Origin of the sequence: Citricoccus sp. GCM10030269 (assembly GCF_042665635.1) — a bacterium.
Lineage (GTDB): Bacteria > Actinomycetota > Actinomycetes > Actinomycetales > Micrococcaceae > Citricoccus.
In genome coordinates, this window is sequence record NZ_JBHTCV010000002.1 from 247009 (window position 1) to 267245 (window position 20237).

General features: G+C 67.3%; 18 protein-coding genes and 1 tRNA gene. 13 read left to right on the top strand and 6 right to left on the bottom strand.

Annotation, left to right across the window (positions count from 1 at the left end; genetic code table 11):
* The first annotated feature begins 118 nt into the window (after positions 1-118).
* Positions 119-1477, top strand: a complete 1359-nt coding sequence (locus ACFQQD_RS04225) for an MFS transporter (protein WP_378086554.1) — start codon at positions 119-121, stop codon at positions 1475-1477.
* A gap of 76 nt (positions 1478-1553) precedes the next feature.
* On the opposite strand, the gene ACFQQD_RS04230 is transcribed toward ACFQQD_RS04225, so the two are convergent.
* Positions 1554-2201 (bottom strand): GntR family transcriptional regulator, encoded by a 648-nt coding sequence (locus ACFQQD_RS04230; RefSeq protein WP_378086556.1) that lies wholly within the window; start codon positions 2199-2201, stop codon positions 1554-1556.
* Positions 2202-2248: 47 nt separating this feature from the next.
* Between ACFQQD_RS04230 and ACFQQD_RS04235 the strand changes: the two genes are divergently transcribed.
* Complete coding sequence (locus ACFQQD_RS04235; RefSeq protein ID WP_378086559.1) at positions 2249-3097, top strand: carbon-nitrogen hydrolase family protein; 849 nt, start codon at positions 2249-2251, stop codon at positions 3095-3097.
* On the opposite strand, the gene ACFQQD_RS04240 is transcribed toward ACFQQD_RS04235, so the two are convergent.
* Positions 3086-4060 (bottom strand): carbohydrate kinase, encoded by a 975-nt coding sequence (locus tag ACFQQD_RS04240; protein WP_378086561.1) that lies wholly within the window; start codon positions 4058-4060, stop codon positions 3086-3088. The genes ACFQQD_RS04235 and ACFQQD_RS04240 overlap by 12 nt on opposite strands.
* A gap of 64 nt (positions 4061-4124) precedes the next feature.
* Here ACFQQD_RS04240 and ACFQQD_RS04245 point away from each other — a divergent pair, with 64 nt between their 5' ends.
* Entirely contained in the window at positions 4125-5480 is a 1356-nt protein-coding gene (locus tag ACFQQD_RS04245) for a uracil-xanthine permease family protein (RefSeq protein WP_378086563.1), read from the top strand.
* A gap of 23 nt (positions 5481-5503) precedes the next feature.
* The gene (locus tag ACFQQD_RS04250) at positions 5504-6079 is read left to right on the top strand and encodes a gluconokinase (RefSeq protein WP_378086565.1); all 576 of its coding nucleotides are present in this window, start codon (positions 5504-5506) and stop codon (positions 6077-6079) included.
* A 3-nt stretch (positions 6080-6082) separates the two neighbouring features.
* Here the strand turns inward: ACFQQD_RS04250 and ACFQQD_RS04255 are convergent, their stop codons facing one another.
* Both ACFQQD_RS04255 and ACFQQD_RS04260 read right to left on the bottom strand, forming a co-directional pair.
* Entirely contained in the window at positions 6083-6799 is a 717-nt protein-coding gene (locus ACFQQD_RS04255; RefSeq protein WP_378086567.1) for a LysR family transcriptional regulator substrate-binding protein, read from the bottom strand.
* 5 nt (positions 6800-6804) lie between these two features.
* Positions 6805-7527, bottom strand: coding sequence for a dienelactone hydrolase family protein (locus ACFQQD_RS04260; protein ID WP_378086569.1), 723 nt, complete (start codon positions 7525-7527; stop codon positions 6805-6807).
* A 185-nt stretch (positions 7528-7712) separates the two neighbouring features.
* On the opposite strand from ACFQQD_RS04260, the gene aqpZ reads away from it, so the two are divergent.
* The gene (aqpZ, locus tag ACFQQD_RS04265; protein WP_378086571.1) at positions 7713-8489 is read left to right on the top strand and encodes an aquaporin Z; all 777 of its coding nucleotides are present in this window, start codon (positions 7713-7715) and stop codon (positions 8487-8489) included.
* A 122-nt stretch (positions 8490-8611) separates the two neighbouring features.
* Here the strand turns inward: aqpZ and ACFQQD_RS04270 are convergent, their stop codons facing one another.
* Positions 8612-9187: a YceI family protein gene (locus ACFQQD_RS04270; RefSeq protein WP_378086573.1), complete on the bottom strand. Its 576-nt coding sequence runs from the start codon at positions 9185-9187 to the stop codon at positions 8612-8614.
* Between the two features lie 255 nt (positions 9188-9442).
* On the opposite strand from ACFQQD_RS04270, the gene ACFQQD_RS04275 reads away from it, so the two are divergent.
* Together ACFQQD_RS04275 and ACFQQD_RS04280 are read left to right on the top strand one after the other, a co-directional pair.
* Positions 9443-10729, top strand: a complete 1287-nt coding sequence (locus ACFQQD_RS04275; protein WP_378086575.1) for an NAD-dependent epimerase/dehydratase family protein — start codon at positions 9443-9445, stop codon at positions 10727-10729.
* Between the two features lie 10 nt (positions 10730-10739).
* A complete protein-coding gene (locus ACFQQD_RS04280) occupies positions 10740-11942 on the top strand; it encodes a glycosyltransferase family 4 protein (protein WP_378086577.1) in 1203 nt (400 codons plus the stop codon).
* Between the two features lie 66 nt (positions 11943-12008).
* Here ACFQQD_RS04280 and ACFQQD_RS04285 read toward each other — a convergent pair.
* A tRNA-Leu gene (locus ACFQQD_RS04285) sits at positions 12009-12092 on the bottom strand.
* Between the two features lie 232 nt (positions 12093-12324).
* Here ACFQQD_RS04285 and ACFQQD_RS04290 point away from each other — a divergent pair.
* From ACFQQD_RS04290 to ACFQQD_RS04315, 6 genes are read left to right on the top strand one after another with little or no spacing between them, the layout of a single operon-like run.
* Entirely contained in the window at positions 12325-13236 is a 912-nt protein-coding gene (locus tag ACFQQD_RS04290) for an FhaA domain-containing protein (RefSeq protein WP_378086579.1), read from the top strand.
* The gene (locus ACFQQD_RS04295) at positions 13233-13787 is read left to right on the top strand and encodes an FHA domain-containing protein (protein WP_378086581.1); all 555 of its coding nucleotides are present in this window, start codon (positions 13233-13235) and stop codon (positions 13785-13787) included. Before ACFQQD_RS04290 ends, ACFQQD_RS04295 begins: the two co-directional genes overlap by 4 nt.
* A 5-nt stretch (positions 13788-13792) precedes the next feature.
* Entirely contained in the window at positions 13793-15421 is a 1629-nt protein-coding gene (locus ACFQQD_RS04300; protein ID WP_378086583.1) for a PP2C family protein-serine/threonine phosphatase, read from the top strand.
* Positions 15421-16836 carry an FtsW/RodA/SpoVE family cell cycle protein gene (locus ACFQQD_RS04305; RefSeq protein ID WP_378086585.1) on the top strand — a complete coding sequence of 472 codons (1416 nt, stop codon included), beginning with the start codon at positions 15421-15423 and terminating at the stop codon, positions 16834-16836. Before ACFQQD_RS04300 ends, ACFQQD_RS04305 begins: the two co-directional genes overlap by 1 nt.
* Positions 16833-18281 (top strand): peptidoglycan D,D-transpeptidase FtsI family protein, encoded by a 1449-nt coding sequence (locus ACFQQD_RS04310; protein WP_378086587.1) that lies wholly within the window; start codon positions 16833-16835, stop codon positions 18279-18281. Before ACFQQD_RS04305 ends, ACFQQD_RS04310 begins: the two co-directional genes overlap by 4 nt.
* On the top strand, positions 18278-20161 hold the full coding sequence (locus ACFQQD_RS04315; RefSeq protein ID WP_378086589.1) for a protein kinase: 1884 nt from the start codon (positions 18278-18280) through the stop codon (positions 20159-20161). The genes ACFQQD_RS04310 and ACFQQD_RS04315 overlap by 4 nt, the downstream gene beginning before the upstream one ends.
* Positions 20162-20237 lie beyond the last annotated feature (76 nt).

The following is a 20237-nucleotide window of genomic DNA, read 5'->3' on the forward strand; positions in this document are numbered from 1 at the left end:
CGGGACAGCCTTGCGAATGCAGCCTGTATGCGTATTGTATACAGCGCACTACGTTAGACCCACATCACATCGACGTCACATCGACACTGTCCAATCCCACCGAATCGGAGGCCGCGACGTGAGCACACCGAGGCAGACCATTCCATCCGGCACCGCGGGCGCTGCCCCGGGGATCAGCCGGGCCAGCCTGTACAAGGCCTTCATCGCATCCCTGTCCGGCACCACGCTGGAGTGGTATGACTTCGCGGTCTACTCCGCCTCGTCCGCCCTCGTGCTCGGCATCCTGTTCTTCCCGGCCGAGGACCCGTACATCGCGACGATCTCCGCGTTCTCCACCTATGCGGTCGGGTACATCTCCCGGCCCATCGGCGGGGTGGTGTTCGGCCGACTGGGCGACCTGATCGGACGAAAGAAGGTCCTGGTCATCACCTTGATGATGATCGGTGTGGCCACCTTCCTCATCGGCCTGCTGCCCACCTATCACGACATCGGCGTGACCGCCGCGGTCCTGTTGGTGACCTTGCGCTTCTTCCAGGGCGTCGGCGTCGGCGGCGAGTGGGGCGGAGCGGTCCTGTTGTCCTCCGAGTTCGGCGATCCCCGCCGTCGTGGGTTCTGGGCCTCCGCGGCCCAGGTCGGTCCGCCGCTGGGCAACCTCTTGGCCAACGGCGTGCTGGCTGTGCTGACCGGGCTCCTCACCGAGGACGCCTTCCTCAGCTGGGGCTGGCGAGTGGCCTTCCTCCTCTCCGCGGTGCTCATCGCCTTCGGCCTCTGGATCCGGCTGCGCCTCGAGGACACTCCCGTGTTCCAGGCCCTGCAGGATCGGGGCGACCAGGCCGAAAAACCGGTCACCGAGATCTTCACCACGCAGCGCCGCCAGCTCGCGGCCGCCGTCCTGTCCCGGATCGGACCCGATGTGTTCTACGCGCTGTACACGGTCTTCATCCTCAGCTATGGCGTGCAGCATCTGGACATGTCCCGCTCGGACGTCCTGTTCGCCGTCCTCATCGGCTCGGCCTTCCAGGTGATCTCGATTCCGCTGGCCGGCTGGGTCTCCGACCTGGTCAACCGGCGACTGGTCTATGGCCTGGCCGCCGTCGCCTCGGCCTCATGGGCCTTCCTGATGTTCATCGTGGTCAAGCCGGACCACTTCGTGCTGCTGGCCCTGTGCCTGGTGGTCGCCGGCACCTGCCACTCCTTCATGTACGGCCCACAGGCCGCCTACGTGATCGAGCAGTTCCACCCGCGGGTGCGCTACACCGGTGCCTCGCTGGCCTACACCATCGCCGGAGTCTTCGGCGGGGCGCTCGCCCCCTTGATGTTCACCCTGGTCGCCGGACCGGAGGGCCACTGGGTTCCGGTCGCGCTTTATGTGACCGCCGCCTGCGTCCTCACGCTCACCGGGCTGCTGTTGGGCCGCAACTCCGCCCCGGAGGAGGACCTGGAGTACCTCGAGGATGACCAGCCCGTCCACCTGTGAGCCGGCCCGTGCGGTCGGCCGGCGCCTGCGGTCGGCCGTACGGACACCGGCAACAGCCCGACGGCGGCGGCTCCCCTCAGCCGTTGAGCAACAGTTCGCGCGTGGTCTCCAGATGCCGGACCGTGGCCTCCACGGCCTGCTCGGTCGATCCGGCGGCCAAGGCCTCGAGGATTTCGGCATGCTCCCGGCAGACATCGGCCCGGCGGGTCGGTGTTCGGAACAGGGCCTCGATGCCGACCATCAGCTGACGGGTCCGGATGGTCGAGTAGGCGTCCTCCATGAAATGGTTCTCCGCGGCCCGCACCAGGGTCATGTGGAAATCCCGGTCCTTCTCGATGAACACCTTCGAGCTGTCCATGTCCCCGAGGTCCACCAGGTCCTCCTGGGCCTCGAGCAGGGCCCGCATGCCGATCACCGGGGTGACGCCCCGCTCCATGGAGGTTCGGATGGAATGTGATTCGATGACGGTTCGGAACTCGAACAGCTGCCGGATCTGCGTGCCCGTCATCCGGGGCACCATCGCACCCCGATTGGGAATCATCTCAATCAGCCCTCGTGCCTTCAGGAGCAAGAAGGCCTCCCGAACCGGGGTGCGGGAAATGCCCAGACGCTCCGCCAACTCCTGTTCGCTGAGGAACTGCCCGGCATTGCGCGGATCCGTCAGGACATCGTTCAGGAGGTAGTCGTGCGCCAGATCGCGACCGCTTCGATGAGGGGATGACATACGTCGTGTATACACCCAGAAAACTCGCCAGAGAAACAGGAGAACCCATGAGCATCACCATCGCTCTCGCCCAGATTTCCGCCACTCCGGACGTGGAATCGAACCTCGGCCAGATCCGGGACTGGACCGCCCGAGCCGCCCAGAGCGGAGCCCGACTGGTCCTGTTCCCCGAGGCCTCCACCTGCTCGTTCGACGGCGACCTGGCGGCCTTCGCCCGCGAGGAGTCCGCGGCGGCCCATGAGCGCATCGCGGCTTGGGCGGCCGAGTTCGGAGTCGCCATCGTCGTCGGGTCGTTCAGCAGCGCTCCTTCCAGCAGCGCTTCTGTCAGCAGCGCTCCTTCCAACCCCGGCGATGACCGCATTCTCAACACCACCATCGCGGCCCTGCCGGACGGCCGCCAGTACTCCTATGACAAGATCCACCTCTTCGACGCCTTCGGCCATCGCGAGTCGGACACGGTCGCCCCGGGAAATCAGACCACCGTGTTCAGCTTCGAGGGTCTGACCTTCGGACTGGCCACCTGCTACGACATTCGCTTCCCCGAGCTGTTCACCACGCTGGCGCGCGAGGGAGCCGAGGTGATTCTGCTCGGTGCCTCGTGGGGTGACGGTCCCGGCAAGGCCGATCAGTGGACCCTGCTGTCCCGGGCTCGGGCGCTGGACTCCACAACCTGGATGGCCGCCGTCGGGCAATGTCCGCGCGATCCGGCGACCGCAGGCACCCCCACGAGCTCGCCGCTGGGCGTGGGCCTCTCGGCACTGGTGGCCCCGGACGGCACGGACACCGCCCGGCTCGGCCTCACTCCGGAACTGGCTCTGGTCGAGATCGATGCGGAACGGGTGCAGTCCACCCGCGCCGGCATTCCCGTGTTGGAGAACGCGCGCCTACGGAGCTGACCGGGTGCGGGAACACTCGAGTTCCTCGCGCGTGGGCGGATCCGCACCCGGCCGGGACGAGGTGATGCCCGCGGCGCGGGCGGCGTAGGCCAGCACGTCCGCGGTGTCCTGGGCGTTGATGGTCCGCAAAGCCTCGCGTCGGTCGGCTCCGAGGAGCTCACGGTCGGCCAGCGCGACCAGCAGGGCGGCCGTGAAGGAGTCACCGGCGCCCACGGTGTCCGCCACCTCGACCGGCTGGACCGGATGGTCGCTCACCCCGGCAGCGGTGGCGCACAGGATGCTGGTCTCGCCACAGGTGAGCACCACGATGGCCGGCCCGAGTCGCTGCCACTGAACAATGACGTCCTCGAGAGAACGGTCCGGATACAACCAGGACAGGTCCTCGTCCGAGGCGTGGACGATGTCGGCGAGCGCCACCGATTTCTCGGCACGCTTCCGCGCGGAGGGCCGGTCCGGAACGATCGACGGGCGGCAGTTCGGGTCGTAGCTCAGCGTGACGTCCGGTGCCAGGGCCGCGAGGATTTCCATCACCGTGGACGCTCCGGGCTCCAACACGGTGGCGATCGACCCGGTGTGCAGATGCTTCAGGGACTGAGGCCGCCCGTCGCGGGACATCGCCCCGCAGATCAGCTCCGATGTTTTTGCAGACTCGGGCAGCGTCCAGTCCAGATCAAAGTCATAATGCGCGACGCCGGTCGGGTCCAGTCGAGCGGTGGCCACGGAGGTCGGGATGTCGTCGGGCTCCAAGACAGCGTCGACACCGTTGCGGCCCAGGTGTTCTCGGACCATGGACCCGTACTCATCGCGACCGTAGCGACCGGCGAAGAAAACGTTCTGCCCCAGGCGGGCGAGTCCGACGGCGACGTTGAGGGGGCTGCCGCCGACGTGGGCGCGCGGCGTCGCGGTATCGGACATGACGACATCGACGAGCGCCTCGCCGATCACGCCCACGTAATCAGTCACGAATCAACGGTACCGTACCGGTCAGTTCCACCCGCCAGTACGCACTCCGACCGGAAAGATCCCCGTGACGTCGAACGACCGCAAACCGTCTCTGCTCAACCGACTCGGCCTGGACTGGAGTCTCCACGGCGACGGCCGGCGCATCACTCCCGGTGAGGTCGTCGCTCCGAATGAACGCCTGGCCTGGCCCCTGACTGTCGGTGTGGGCATCCAGCACGTGATGGCCATGTTCGGCGCCACCGTCCTGGTGCCCACCATCACCGGCTTTCCCGTGGCCGCCTCGCTGTTCTTCTCCGGTGTGGGCACCGTGCTGTTCCTGATTATCACCGCCGGCCGCGTGCCGTCGTACCTGGGCAGTTCCTTCGCGTTCATCGCCCCCATCAGCGCGGCGATGAACCAGCACGGGATCGGCGGCGCCCTCGGTGGGGTGCTGGTCAGCGGCGTCGCCCTGTTCATCGTCGGCGCCATCGTGCAATGGGCGGGAACCGGGTGGATCCATGCGCTGATGCCCCCGGTGGTGATGGGCACGATTGTGGCTCTCATCGGCCTGAACCTCGCGGGCAGCACCACCGAGGCCATGGTGACCGTCCCGCTGACCACGTTCGCCACGACCCTGGCCATCGTCGTCTGCGCCGTGCTCTTCAAGGGATTGCTGGGGCGCTTGTCCATCCTGCTGGGCATCATCGTGGGCTACCTCGTGGCGCTGGCTCAGGGCCAAATCGATTTCAGCCCCGTGGGCGAGGCCGACTGGATCGGTCTGCCCCCGTTCCACGCACCCGAGTTCCACGCTGACGTGCTCTTCCTGTTCCTACCCGTGGTGCTGGTGCTGGTGGCGGAGAACATCGGCCACGTGAAGACCGTGGGGCTGATGACCGACCGCAACCTCGACCGGTCCAACGGCCGTGCCCTGATGGCCGACGGCCTCTCCACCACGCTGTCCGGGCTGGGCGGCGGCGTCGGCACCACCACCTACGCCGAGAACATCGGCGTCATGGCGTCCTCCCGCGTATACTCCACCGCCGCGTACTGGGTGGCGGGACTCTTCGCGCTGGCGTTGTCCTTCCTGCCGACCTTCGGCGCCCTAGTCAGCACCATTCCCGCGGGCGTGGCCGGCGGCGCTGGCATCATCCTCTACGGGATGATCGGCGTGATGGGCGTGCGGATCTGGGTGCAGAACACCGTCGACTTCTCCAACACCATCAACCTCATGGCAGCCGGCGCGGGCCTCATCGTGGCGATCGCCGACCCGGTCATCTCGGTCGGTGGCATGCAGTTCGGCGGCATCGCCCTGGGCACCGCCGCCGTCCTGGTGGTGTTCCACCTGATGACCACCCTCGCGCGCTGGCGGGGGACCGAGCCCGTGCCCGCGGATCCGGACGATCAGCCCTACGAGTCGTCGGAACCGGGGCGCTTGGGCTAGTGGCGGCTGCGTACCCTGGGGGGGTGGCGGAACAGTCGGAGAACGCGAAAAGTACGGAGAACACACCACCCACGACGTCGGAACGCTGGCCTTCGGGCACCTCTCACCTGGTGGTGTCCGGGCCCTCGGGGTCCGGCAAGTCCACGGCCGGTCGCCTGGTGGCCACCGCCCTGGGGAGGGTCTGGGTGGAGGGGGACGCCTTCCACACCGTGGAGAACCGCAACAAGATGGCCGCCGGGACACCGCTGACCGATGAGGATCGGGCCCCGTGGCTTAAACGACTGGCCGGAGAACTGCACCGGCTCGGCGAACTCGGCCTACCCGCCGTGCTGGCGTGCTCGGCGTTGAAGCGCTCGTACCGGGACACCCTGCGCTCGTGTGGCTATCCGTTGACGATCGTGCAGATCCGGGTCTCTCCCGAGGCGCTCCAGCAGCGCGTGGCCGCACGGCACGCGCACTTCATGCCGGCGTCGTTGGTCTTGGGGCAGATCGCCCTGATGGAACCGCTGAGCGACGACGAGCACGGAGCCGCGGTGGAGTCCACTGACGATCCGCAGACCACCGCCGACCGGATTGTCGACGCCCTCGGCCTGCACTGAGCGTCACTGGCGGGAGGAACGGGGGCGCCGGCCCTTGGCGGCCCCGATGAAGTCCTGCACCAGGGGCGAGTCCACGGCTTTGAGCCAGGCCAGGCCCACGGCCCAACCGGGGTGGCGGTCCGGGCCCGGGCCCTGAGCCAGCGGCAACGTCATGACGTCCTTGCGGCCGAACATGCGCGCCACCGACGCCGGAAGCACCACATACCCGGCACCACTGGCCACGATCTCCAGGGCCATCCGCTCCCCCGCCCCGGGAACCTCGGGGGCCTCGAGCGGGTCCTCCGGGGGCGGCGGGGCGAACTCCTCCGGGTCCAGCCGGGTGTCCGTGTCCAGGGCGGTCTCCAACTCGGTCCAGGAGACCGGGCCGTCCCGGTCGACGTCCCAGGCCGCCAAGAGATGATCTCGGCCGATACACACCACCGGGTCCTCCTCGTAGAATCGGACCACGTGCACCGATTCCGGATCCACGCCGCCGGATCGCAGTAATTCCTCCGGTGAGGAGTCCCTCGACCAACGCAGGTAGCCCAACTGCGGCAGCCCACGCGGCGGCGAGCCGTCGGCCCCGGGAGCCAGAAAGGCCACCTGGGTGCCGACGTCGCGCTTCACCAGCTGAACGCGACGCTCGCGAGAGGTGAAACGGTCCACCCATTTCGAGGGCGAGGCACCGGGGATGGTGGACAGAAAGAGGGTCTCCGGCGCCCCCGTCTCCGGTGCCGCCAAGGGGCCTACTTGACCTTCTCGCGCAGGAAACCGATGGCGCGCGACCAGGCCAACTGCGCCTCCTCGGGCCGGTAGTTGCCCTGGGGATTGGCGTCATTGTGGAAGGCGTGCGGGGCGTCGTAGAAGAAGTACTCGACCTCGGTGCCGGATTCCTGGCGGATCTGCTCTTCCTGGGCGCGCGCCTGGTCCGGCGGGAACATGCCGTCCTGCTCGGCGTAGTGACCCTGGATGGCGGCCTTCACCCCGGTGTAGGAGTCCGGAACCGCCTGCCCGACGCCGTAGAACGGCACCGCCGCGGAGATCTTGTCGCCCTGCTGGGCGGCCAGGGCCAGCACGAAGCCACCTCCCATGCAGAAACCGATGGTGCCCACGGTGGAGGAGGAGACGGCATCCAGGGACAACAGGTAATCCACGGCACCGGCCAGCTGCCGTGCGCCCTCCTCGGCGGGGAGCTTGGACATCATCTCACCGGCTTCGTCCCCGTCATGGGTGATCCAGCCGCCGTAGAGGTCCGGTGCCAGCGCGGTGAAGCCCTCGGCAGCCAGGCGATCGCAGATGTCGCGGATGTGGTCGGTCAGTCCCCACCATTCCTGGATGACGATGACTCCCGGGCCCGAGCCGGATTCCGGCGTGGCCAGGTAGCCGTGGCCCAACTGGACGCCGCCCTCGGAAGGCTCCTTGTCCGGCAGGGCGAAGGTCGTGTTCTGGTGCGGGGTCTTTCCGGCCACTGGTCCTCCTCGAATCGGTGGTGATCAGTCTCGAATCGGTGCTGAAAGTGCAGGTCGGTCACCGCCAGTCTAGGCGTGCCTTGCCGCGGCACAAGCGGTAGTACTGAGGCTCTAACGACCGCCCCCGTGGACGATTCATCCCACATCGGGGCTGGTCAGTCGCCACTCACTCCACCGGAGGAAGCATGACAACGCACAGTACCCTCGCCCGATGGCTCGCCGAATTTCTCGGCACGTTCGTTCTCGTCTTCGGCGGTTGCGGCACGGCCGTATTCGCCGCTCAGGTCATGGATACTGAGGCCGGCACCAACATGGGCGTCGGCTTCCTCGGCGTCGCGTTCGCCTTCGGCCTGACCGTGCTGGTCATGGCCTACGCCGTCGGCCACATCTCGGGAGGCCACTTCAATCCGGCGGTCACGCTCGGCACCGCGCTGGCCGGTCGCACCAAGTGGTCTGATGTGGGGCCCTACATGGTCATCCAGATTCTCGGAGCGACCGTGGCCGGAGCCCTGCTGCTGGCGATCGCGGTCGGCAAGGAGGGCTTCAGTGCCGTCGAGTCGGGATTCGCCACCAACGGCTACGGTGAACGCTCCCCGGACGGCTACACGCTCGTGTCCGTGCTGCTCATCGAGATCATTCTGACGGCCGTGTTCCTCTACGTCATCCTCGGCGCCACCGACCGTCGCGCCCCCGCCGGACTGGGGCCCTTGGCGATCGGGCTCTCCCTGACCCTGATCCACCTGATCTCGATCCCCGTGTCCAACACCTCGGTGAACCCGGCCCGCTCTCTGGGGGTGGCGTGGTTCGCCGGCGGCGAGGCGCTGGGCCAGGTCTGGCTGTTCATCGTGGCGCCGCTGATCGGCGCGGCGATCGCCGGGCTGACCTACAACCTGATGTTCCCGGACCGCGAGCGCGTCAACGTGAACATCGCCGGCGAGGAAGCCAACGACGCCACGGCCTAGGTCCCCTTCTCGTCCAATCCTCGTCTATAGGTCAAAAGTGCCCCGTTTTCGGGCGAATTCGCCCGAAAACGGGGCACTTTTGACCGCCAGTTGCTAGGGGTGCAGAGGCAGGGGAGGGAGGCTCAGGCCTCGGCGCCTGCTCCTTCTTCCTGCGGCAGGACGAAGGAGGCGTCGATCTGGATCTTGACGGTGTCGGAGACCAGCACGCCACCGGCTGCGGACTGCAGCGGGGCGTTCCACGTGATGCCGAAGTCCTTGCGGGAGATCTCACCGGTGGCCTCGAAGCCGGCGCGAGTCATGCCAAAGGCGTCGACGGTCTGGCCGCCGAACTCGGCGTCCAGCTCCACCCGCTGAGTGACGCCCTTGATGGTCAGGTCACCCACGAGGGTGAACTCCTGCGGCTCATTGCCGTTGGCACGGACCTCGGTGGAGACGAAGGTGATGTTCGGGTGGGTCTCCGTGTCGAAGAAGTCGTTGCCCTTGATGTGGCCGTCGCGGTCGGCCTGGCCCGTGTCGATCGAGTTGGCGTCGATGGTGATGTTCACGTTGGAGGCGGTGGCGTCCTCGGCCACGACCAAAGTGCCCTCGACGGCGTTGAACGTGCCGCGGACCTTGGAGATGCCGGCGTGGCGGACCGTGAAGTCAACGTCGGTGTGGGTGGCGTCCAGGTTCCAGGTGCCGGGGGTCAATGCGGTCATATGCGATCTCCTCTGAGGTAACAGTGGTGGCGCCCGGACCGAGAGCCGGCCGCTGCACCAATTTAGTTGAGCGTTCAATAAAACAGTGACTCGCTGCCGTGTATTCCGGGCCGGACATGAACGTCTGGTGAACCGCCTGGGGTTCTCCCGGCCATCACGCCCTCAGAATGACATGTCACGACGGCAACGTCTCGTCACCGGCCCCGGTTGGATAGGCTCAGACCGGTCCCTCGACAACCGGCATTGGGAGTATTTGTGAAGATTGCGATCCTCGGCGGCGACGGCTTCTGCGGCTGGCCCGCGTCCCTGCACCTGTCCGATGCGGGCCACGACGTCATCATCGTGGACAACTTCTCCCGCCGGGTCATCGACGAGGAGATGCAAGCGGAGTCCCTGACTCCCATTCGGTCCCTGTCCGAACGGCGCTCCGCCTGGCGCGAGGTCTCCGGGCGGGAGATCGGCTTCGCCTTCCTGGACGTGGCCCAGGACTACGAAGGACTGCTGGACTTCTTCCGCACGGAGCAGCCGGACGCCGTCGTGCACTTCGCCGAACAGCGCGCCGCGCCGTACTCGATGAAGTCACCGAAGAACAAGCGCTACACCGTGGACAACAACGTCAATGCGACGCACAACGTGCTCTGCGCGATCGTGGACTCGGGCGTGGACATCCACCTGGTGCACTTGGGCACCATGGGCGTCTACGGCTACGGCACGGCCGGCATGAAGATCCCCGAGGGCTACCTGGACATCGAGGTGACGGCCCATGAGGACGCCGAGGGCAATGCCGTGGAGCCGCATCGCATCCCGCAGCAGATCCTGTACCCGACCAACCCGGGTTCGATCTATCACATGACCAAGGTGTTGGATCAGCACCTCTTCGCCTACTACGTGAAGAACGACTCGCTGCGCATCACGGACCTGCACCAGGGCATCATCTGGGGCACGCACACGGAGCAGACCCAGCGTGATGAGCGGTTGATCAATCGCTTCGACTATGACGGCGACTACGGCACCGTGCTCAACCGCTTCCTGATGCAGGCCGCCGTCGGTTATCCGCTCACTGTGCACGGCACCGGGGGTCAGACCCGGGCGTTCATCCATATGCAGGACATGGTCCGCTGTGTCCAGATCGCACTGGAGAATCCGCCGGCCGAGGGGGACCGGGTCAAAATCTTCAACCAGATGACCGAGACCCACCGCGTCCGTGACCTGGCCGGCCTGGTCGGCAAGATCACCGGCGCGGAGGTGCAGATGGTGCCGAATCCCCGCAAGGAGTCGGCCGAGAACGAGCTGCACGTGGCCAATGACACCTTCCTCGATCTGGGCCTGAACCCGACGACCCTGTCCGAAGGCCTGCTGCTCGAGGTCGAGGAGATCGCCGAGAAGTACAGCCACCGCGCAGACCTGTCCAAGGTCCCAGCCACCTCGCTCTGGACTGCCGGCCAACAGGCCGGGGTCCCGACGACGGCCGGGCCGGCCGGGCAGGTTCGACAGGCCGGGCAAGCCGAGACAGCTCACGCAGCCGGTCAAGCCGACAAGTAGGCCCGGCCCCATGCGCATCGCCATGTTCACCGAGGTGTTCCTGCCGAAGATCGATGGCGTGGTGACCCGGGTGGTGCGCACGCTCGAACAGCTCGGCGAGTTGGGCCACGAGGTGCTGCTGTTCGCCCCTGGTGAGCCTCCGGCGGAATACGCCGGTCACGAGGTCGTCACCGTGCGCGGAGTCTCGCTGCGGCTTCTGTACCCGGAGCTGAAGGTCGGCATGCCGACGCCGGCCATCGCCCGAAAGATCGAGGCGTTCCACCCGCACGTGGTCCATACGGTCAATCCCGTGTGGCTCGCCGCCTACGGGGTCCTCTCGGCCGGACGGCGAGACCTGCCCCAGCTGGCGAGTTTCCACACCGACGTTCCGACCTACACCGAATCCCTCCGGGTCGGCTGGGCCAGGCATCCCCTGGAGAGCTGGATCCGCTCCATCCACAACAGGGCCGAGGTGAACCTCTGCACCTCGGGTCCCATGGTCGAGCGGGCCCGGGACGTCGGCATCCAGCGCGTGGGTCTGTGGCCCAAGGCCGTGGACACCGAGGGTTACCACCCCTCCCGAGTCGACCCGACGATGAGAGACCGGCTCACCGACGGGCATCCCGAGGCACCGCTGGTGGTCTATGTCGGACGGATGAGCCGGGAGAAGGACCTCGAACAGTTGGTGGAGCCGATGCGCCGGCTCCGTGAGCGCGTGCCCGGGGCGCGGTTGGCCATGGTGGGGGCCGGCCCGTTCCTGGACGGGTTGAAGCGACTGTTCGATCCGGCCTACACGGTCTTCACCGGCTACCTGTCCGGCACCGATCTGGCCGCCGCATACGCGAGCGCGGACGTCTTCGCCTTCCCCTCGACCACCGAGACCCTGGGACTGGTGGCACTGGAGTCAATGGCCTCCAGCGTGCCGGTGGTGGGCGCCCGGGCCGGCGGCATCCCCTTCGTGATCGACGACGAGCGCAACGGTTACCTCGTCGAGCCAGGTGACGTGGACGGCTGGGTGGATCGCTTCGAGCGGCTACTGACCCGGCCCGAGCACCGGCGGACCATGGGCGAGGCGGCCCGGCGGGAGTCGGAACGCCATTCCTGGCGGGCGGCCACGGAAACCCTGGTGGAGTTCTACGACCAGGCGATCGACGCTCATTGGAGCCGGCACCGTCCGTTGACCGGCCCGCTGCTGGATCGCTTCGCTCGGCCGATGCCGCGCGCGCTGGACTGAAAGACGGACTCAAATACGAAGGCCCCGACCGATGATTCGGTCGGGGCCTTCGTGGGAAAACTCTCGTGCGCGAGGGGGGACTTGAACCCCCACGTCCGTAAGGACACTGGCACCTGAAGCCAGCGCGTCTGCCTATTCCGCCACTCGCGCGAGATCTGGTCTGTCTTCCCGGTCGAAAGGCCTGTACGGAATCCTTCGCACCGGTCAGAACAGCAGGAACTATCCTATCCTTAGCCCACCGTATTCCCAAATCCAGGCGGTCGACGTGCGCCGATGGCGCATTGAAACCGCATTGCAACCCCACGATGGGCCTGTTCCACACGGTTTGCTCACCTGTCCCGCGTACTATCGACGAAGACATCTGCCGAAAGGAGCGCCCCGCGTGGGTCTTCTGGACAACCTCGAGCGCGGCCTAGAAAAGGCTGTGCAGTCAGCCTTCACGGCCGGCGGCTCCCGAGCTGTCAAGCCGGTCGAGATCGCCAATGCCCTGAAACTGACCATGGACGACGAGGCCATGGCCTTGTCCGAGGGGCGCACCTTCGTGCCCAACGTCTTCACGATCAAGTTCTCCAGCCCGGACTTCGAGCTCGCCCGGAAATGGGGTTCCGCGCTGGCCGAGGAGCTTTGCGATGAGGCCATCCGCCATGCCCGTGACCAGAGCTACACTCTGCACGGCCCGGTCCGCGTCACCTTCATCGAGGATGAGGCCCTGAAGGCGGGCAAGCTGGAGATCGAGTCACTCTCGGACCGCTCCGGTGGTGCGGATCAGGCGCACGACGCCGGCTCGTCACCGTCCGGGACCGGCTCGGCCGCCGTCGTGAACCAGGCACCCGTCGACCGCCAGGCACCCGTCGAGACCCGCGCTCCGGTTTCGCCGGCCGCGCCCGGCGGCAGAACGGCCGACGCCGGCAGAACCCCTCCGGCCAAGCCGTCCACCCAGAGCCAGGCCCCGCTGCAGCCGGTACTGGAGATCGACGGACGCAAGTACGGCATCAACGCCGATTCGATCGTGCTGGGCCGGTCGGCCGATGCCGACATTCACGTCGAGGACACGGGTGTCTCTCGCCGGCACCTGGAGATCATCACCCGGGGCCGCACTGTCACGGCGGTGGATCTGGGATCGACGAACGGCTTCTACGTCAATGACCGTAAGGTGGACGGCTCAACGGTCTTGAGAGACGGCGACCGCGTCACCATGGGTAGGGTGCGCATGGTCTTCCGGATGTTGCCCGCTCGTGACGTGGGCGGTCCCGGTCAGGATCAGAGAGACCAGAGAAACGGAGGTGCCCGGTGAGTGAACTAGCCGTCGCCGCACTGCGGCTGGGTCTGTTGCTGGTCATCTGGATCTTCATCATCTCGATCGTCTCCTCTCAGGGACGCGATCTCATGGTCGGGGCACGGAACAAGGTCCGCCCCCGCGGCAAGGGCGGCGCCCCGGTGGTCGCCGGCGCGGGCCCGGGCGCCGACTCGGCCTCCGCCGTCGGGGGATACCCCGGGCAGCGCAGCGCCGGCCCGTCCGGTGGCACGAACACCGGACAGCAACCAGCCGGCCCCCTGCCGACCCAGCTGGTGGTCACCGAGGGGCCGCTGAACGGGACCGTCGTGGATCTCCACGGCTCTCCGCAGTTGTTGGGCCGCGCTCAGGACGCTGACCTGGTCCTCGACGATGACTACGTCTCCGGTCGGCACGCCCGCTTGTTCCCTCAGGGCTCGCGCTGGTTCCTGGAGGACCTCGGCTCCACCAACGGCACCTACGTCGCGGGTTCGCAGCTCACGCGCACCGTGGCCGTTGATCCCGGCACCCCGATCCGGATCGGCAAGACCGTCCTGGAACTGAGGTCCTGACCCCGATGCCGTTGGTCCTCCGTTTCGCCGCGCGATCCGATGTGGGCAGGGTCAGATCGAAGAACGATGACTCTGGCTATGCCGGGCTGCATCTTGCCGTCGTGGCCGACGGCATGGGCGGCCACGTCGGCGGCGATGTGGCCAGCGCGTCGACGGTCCTGGACCTCGCGCCGCTGGACGCGACCGGTTACAGCGAGCCGGCGACGGTGCTGCCGGACGAGATCCAGAACGCGAACCTGATCCTCAATGATCTGGTCCACGCCACGCCCAAACTCGCCGGCATGGGGACCACGTGCACCGCACTGCTGCTGGCCGGGGAGACCATCCACCTGGCCCACATCGGCGACTCGCGCGCCTACCGGCTCAAGGACGACGTCTTCGAGCAGATCAGCACCGATCACACCTTCGTGCAGCGCCTCGTGGACGAGGGACGCCTGGATCCCTCCGAGGCCGAGTCCCATCCGCACAAGAACGTCCTGATGCGGGTCCTCGGGGACGTGGATGCCTCTCCCGAGCTGGACATCTCCGCCGTGGACGCTGCCCCCGGCGAGCGCTGGCTGCTCTGCTCCGACGGTCTGACGGCCGTCGTTCCGCCCGCCGTGATCGAGCAGAAGCTGCGTGAGCTGCCGGATCCGCAAGCACTCGCCGATGAGTTGGTCGAGATGACACTGCGCGGCGGTGCCCCGGACAACGTCACGGTCGTGGTGGTGGAGGTGGTCGAGGCCACGGAGGCCGAGGCCGCCGCGCCCACGCCCACCCGGCTGTCCGAGCAGGCCTTGGCCGCCTCCACGCCGGCCGAGGTGGGCCCGGTGTCCGCCACCCTGCTGCGGGAAGACCTGGAGTCGCGCCCCCATGTCCTCGTCGGTGCGGCCGAGCTGGCCACCCAGACGGGCAAGATCCCCATTGTCACCCGTCGCAGCACGCAGAAGCGTGCCGCCGCACTGCTCACCGGTGGCTCGCCGCACGGTGCGCAGGCCGAGGGAGCGGCCACGCCGCTCAGCCCCGTGGCCGCCGCGGCAGCGTCCTCCTCTTCCTCCGAACTCATCGAGGGTTACGGTCCCGGCGATGTCGACTATCCCGGAGACCCGAGCGACGCCGAGCGCTTCGAGGAGGACGGCATGGAGGACGGCGGGCCCCATCCGGACCGTCCCGACCGGGACGCCGGGGACGACGCCAGGCCCCGCCGCCGTCGTTCCGTGTTCATCCCGGTGTTCACCGCCTTGTTGGCCTTGATCTTCCTGGTCGTGCTGACCTGGGGGTACCTGTGGACGCAGACCCAGTACTACGTGGGGGCACAGGATGGCCGGGTGGCGATCTTCAACGGCGTCTCGCAGCACTTGGGACCGATCCAGTTGTCACACCTGGACACCGAGACGTCCGTGGAGTTGTCCGATCTGCCGGCGTACTCGCGCCAGCGCGTCGAGTCAGGACTGCCGGCCCGAGACCTCGAACATGCCCAGGAGATCGTGACTCAATTGGAGAGTTCCGTCAGCGACGAGCCGTCGGCCGGCAGCACACCCTCACCGAGCGGTTCGGCGACCAGCGGGTCCGGATCCCCCAGCGGGAGCCCTTCCTCACCGACGCCGTCGTCCTCGTCCAGCAGTTCACCGAGCCCCACAGGAGGTGGCCGCTGATGTCTCAGGTGACCTCTCTGCCTCGCCCACGGCGCAACATCGAGCTGGTCCTGTTGCTGTTGGGGCTGTGCATCGGCATCGGTGCGAGCTTCCTCGGGGCCATCGGCATGGATCGGCCGATCACTTCCGAGTACTGGGTCCAGGGCGCGGTGCTGGCCATCATCTCCCTGGTCTTCCACCTGGTGCTGCGGCTCAAGGCCCGGTATGCGGATCCCTACATCCTGCCGATCGTCGTCACCCTCAACGGCCTGGGGATCGCCATGATCCACCGGATCGACCTCGCCGAGGGCGACGACGCCGCCAACCAGCAGTTGTTGTGGACCGTGCTGGCCATGGGCGTGTCCATCGCGCTGCTGTGGCTGCTCAAGGATCACCGCATCCTGCGGCGCTGGCCGTACCTGTTCCTGTTCGCCTCCGGCATTCTGCTGATCCTGCCGCTGATCCCGGGCCTCGGCGTGGTCATCAACGGAGCACGCATCTGGATCAACCTCGGCATCGGTTCGTTCCAGCCGGGTGAGGTCGCCAAGATCACGCTGGCCATCTTCTTCGCCGGCTACCTCTCGGCCAACCGAGAGCTGATCCTGCTGGCCGGCAAGAAGATCGGTCCGTTGACCTTCCCGCGCTTCCGCGACATGGGCCCGCTGGTCATCGCCTGGCTGATCTCCATGGGCGTGCTGGTGTTTCAGCGCGACCTCGGCTCCGCCATCCTGTTCTTCGGGTTGTTCATGGTGATGATCTACCTCGCCACCTCGCGGGTCTCCTGGATCGTCCTCGGGCTGGTCCTCGTCGCGATCGGCGGCCTGATCGCGGTGAACACCATCTCACACGTGGGACTGCGCGTGGACGCCTGGCTCAATGCCTTCGACCCGGAGGTGTACAACCGCGGCGCCGGCAGCTATCAGATCGTCCAGGGCCTGTTCGGTCTGGCCTCCGGCGGACTGCTCGGCACCGGACTGGGCGGCGGACGGCCGGACATCGTGGCGTACGCCAACTCGGACATGATCGTGGCCTCCTTCGGTGAGGAACTCGGATTCATCGGCCTCTCGGCCATCATCCTGCTCTTCGTGCTGCTCGTGACCCGCATGATCCGGGCCGCCCTGGGCACCCGTGACGCCTTCGGCAAGCTGCTCGCCGCCGGCCTGGCCTTCACCATGGCCATGCAGTGCTTCGTGGTCATCGGCGGCGTCACCATGGTCATCCCGCTGACCGGTCTGACCACGCCGTTCATGGCCGCCGGCGGCTCCTCGCTGCTGGCCAACTGGATTGTCGTCGCCCTGGTGCTGATGGTCTCTCAGTCCGCGCGCCGGCCGGTCGCCGTCGGGCCCATGGTCAACGCCTCGGGGTCCGGCTCCGGGCACCAAGACCCCGCGACCGCGAAACCCGTGGAGACCCCTGCTGGAGGTGTCACCGCATGAATCAGGCCATCCGCAACACCTGGGTCGTCATCGTGGCGATGTTCATGGTGCTCATCCTGGCGATCTCGATCATCCAGGTGGTCGCCGCCGAGGCGCTGAAGAACAACGATTTCAACTCCCGTCAGCTCTACCAGGAGTTCGGCTCCGCCCGCGGCCCGATCCTCGTGGACGGCAAGCCCATCGCCGAATCGGTGGAGTCGCATGACGACTTCAATTATCAGCGCGTGTACCACGACACCGAGCTGTACTCCGGGCTGACCGGGTTCTACTCGCTGACCTATGGGGCCACCGGGCTCGAGGACAAGCTCAACCGCTACCTGGCCGGCTCCTCCGACGGGCAGTTCATCGACCGCATCGTCGAGCTGTTCTCCGGCACTCCGATGGAGGGCGCCCAGGTGGAATTGACCGTGGACCCGCAGATGCAAGAGCTGGCCTATTCGGCCCTTCCCGACGGTGTCCAGGCCTCGGCGATCATTTCCGATCCGAAGACTGGAGACATTCTGGCGATGGCCTCCAAGCCGAGTTACGACACGAACCTGCTGGCCACGCACGATGGTGCCGAGGCTGCCGAGAACATGGAGGAACTCCAATCGGTGCCGGGACTGAGCCCGTACGTCAATCGGCCCACCGCGTCGCTGCCCGCCCCGGGGTCCACGTTCAAGCTGATCGACACGGTGGCCATGCTCGAGTCCGGGGAGTATCAGCCGGACCAGACCCTCGAGGTCCCGGACAGCATCGAGTTGCCGAACTCCAGCGCCAGACTGCCCAACTTCCGCGGCGGGATCTGCGGCGACTTCGGCGAGACCACCTTTACGGAGATCTTCGCCCAGTCCTGCAACACCCCCTTCGCCACCGCGGCCATGGAGCTGGGCCAGGACCGGATCCGCACCACCGCCGAGAACTTCGGGTTCAACGAGTCCTTCGACATTCCGCTCACGGTCGCCGGCTCGCAGTTCCAGGAGGACTTGGACGACGCGGCACTGGCACAGTCCGCGATCGGCCAGCGTGACGTGAAGGCCACCGCCCTGCAGATGAACATGGTGGCAGCTGCCATCGCCAATGACGGGACCCTGATGAAACCCCAGTTGATCGATTCCATCCGAGGCTCTGACCTGACTCTGCTGGAAGAAACCCAGCCGGAGATCTTCAAGCGTTCCACCACGCCCGAGGTCGCCGACCAGGTGACGGAGATGATGCGAGAAGTGGTGGATCACGGCACGGCGTATCAGGCCGCATCGAACTCGGTCGACATCGCAGCCAAGACCGGAACGGCGCAGCTGGGCGCGGACAACGACGACGTCAACTCGTGGATCACCGGGTTCGCCCCGGCTGACGACCCCCAGGTGGCCGTCACGCTCGTGTACCAGAACATCGATTACGACACCGGCCATTCGCTGACGTCGACAAACCTGAAGAAGATCATGGAAGCGGTGGTCACACAGTGAGGCCGACATCGGGTATCACGCTGGGCGGCAGGTACCAACTCACCGAACGCATCGCCATCGGCGGCATGGGCGAGGTCTGGAAGGCCAAGGACAAGGTCCTCGGCCGCCTCACGGCGGTGAAGATCCTCAAGGAGGAGTACACCGGTGACGCCAACTTCCTGCGCCGGTTCCGCGCCGAGGCCCAGCACACCGCGCTGCTGAACCATCCCGGCGTCGCGAATGTCTTCGACTACGGCGAAGAGGACGGCTCCGGCTACCTGGTCATGGAGCTCGTGCCCGGACCGCCGCTCTCGGCGACGCTGGACAAGGAGCGGGTCCTCTCGCCCGACCGGACGCTGAACATCATCGCGCAGACGGGCCGGGCACTGTCCGCCGCCCACGCGCAGGGGCTCGTCCACCGTGACGTGAAACCGGGCAACCTGCTGATCACTCCGCACGGCCGGGTCAAGGTCACCGACTTCGGCATCGCCCGACTGGCGGATCAGGTGCCGCTGACAGCCACCGGTCAGGTCATGGGGACGGCGCAGTACCTGGCACCGGAGCAGGCCACCGGGCAGCAGGCCACCGGGTCCTCGGACATCTACTCCCTGGGCGTCATCGGCTACGAGTGCCTGGTGGGCCATCGCCCGTTCTCCGGCGAATCCCAGATCGCCATCGCCTTGGCCCAGGTCAACGACCCGCCGCCGCCGTTGCCGGACACCATCCCGGAGCCCGTGCGTGCCCTGATCATGTCCATGCTGTCCAAGGAGCCGCAGGATCGGCCCGCCAATGCCACCGCACTCGCCGAGGCGGCGGAGGCTCTGCGCCGGCAGGACACCGCTGCCGCGGCAGCTGCCGTTCCCGGCATGGTGCCCTTCCTGACCGGTGGCGCTGCCGCTGCCGCTGCGGCCGCTCAGGGAGCACCGACCGAGGCCATCACCCAGGCGGTGGACTACTCGGGCATGACCGCCACGCATGCCACCGAGGTCATCGAGGGTTCTGCTCCCGAGCGCACGGGCACCTCCGCGCTGCCGGTCACCGAGACCGGGGCAGCCGGAGCCGGCGCAGCTGGGGCGGCGGGAGCCGGTGCGGCCGCCGGAGCCGGTGCGTCTCAGCGCATCTCCGCGTCCGAGAACCCTGACGCCGGTGGTGCCGGAGATGGCGGGGCTGGAGCCGGCGGGCTCGGTGCCGGAGCCGGCTACCCCGGGGACGGCGACAACAATGACCTCGATCGCACTGCGGGGAGACGCAACCGCCGCCCTTGGACCTGGCCGCTGATCGGCCTGTTGGCGCTGATCGTGTTCGTCATCCTGGGCATCTGGTTGGGCCCGATGCTGACCGGTGGAGACGCAGGTGAAGAGTCCTCGTCTGCTGCGACTTCCTCCTCGGTCAGTGAATCGGAGTCGGACACGGAGAGTCCGAGCCCCACCGAGACCTCGGACCTTCCCGAGACGTTCACGATCCGAGAGGCCGCCTACTTGGGCCGGCCCCGAGATGAGGTCACCGCGGAATTGCGGGAGGCCGGTTTCCAAGTGACGGAGTCCGCGCAGCAGACCGACGAGGCGGCGCCGGAGACCGTGGTGGGCGTCAATCCCACGGGCGAGGTCACCTTCGATCAAGTCATCACCGTGACCTACGCGACGGAGCCACCGGCCTCGAACACTCCGCCGCCCTCGCCGACCGCCCCACCGACCACTGAGCCGACCACCCCGCCGTCGTCGTCCAGCCCGGCGACGTCCGACCCGGCCACCACGTCAGCCACCTCGACATCGAGCTCGACCGAGGTGACCACCGAGGCTCCCACCGAGACGCCGACGAGCACCACGGCGCCGCAGAGCGTCCCGGAGTCGACCGTCACCCCGGGTGAGGCCCCCGCTGTCGACGGCGGCCAAGCCGCGTGACCGTCCCGGTGTAACCCCCCCCCCCACGATCCCTGACCACCGCCGACCATCCACTGCATCCTTCCGACGAACAGGA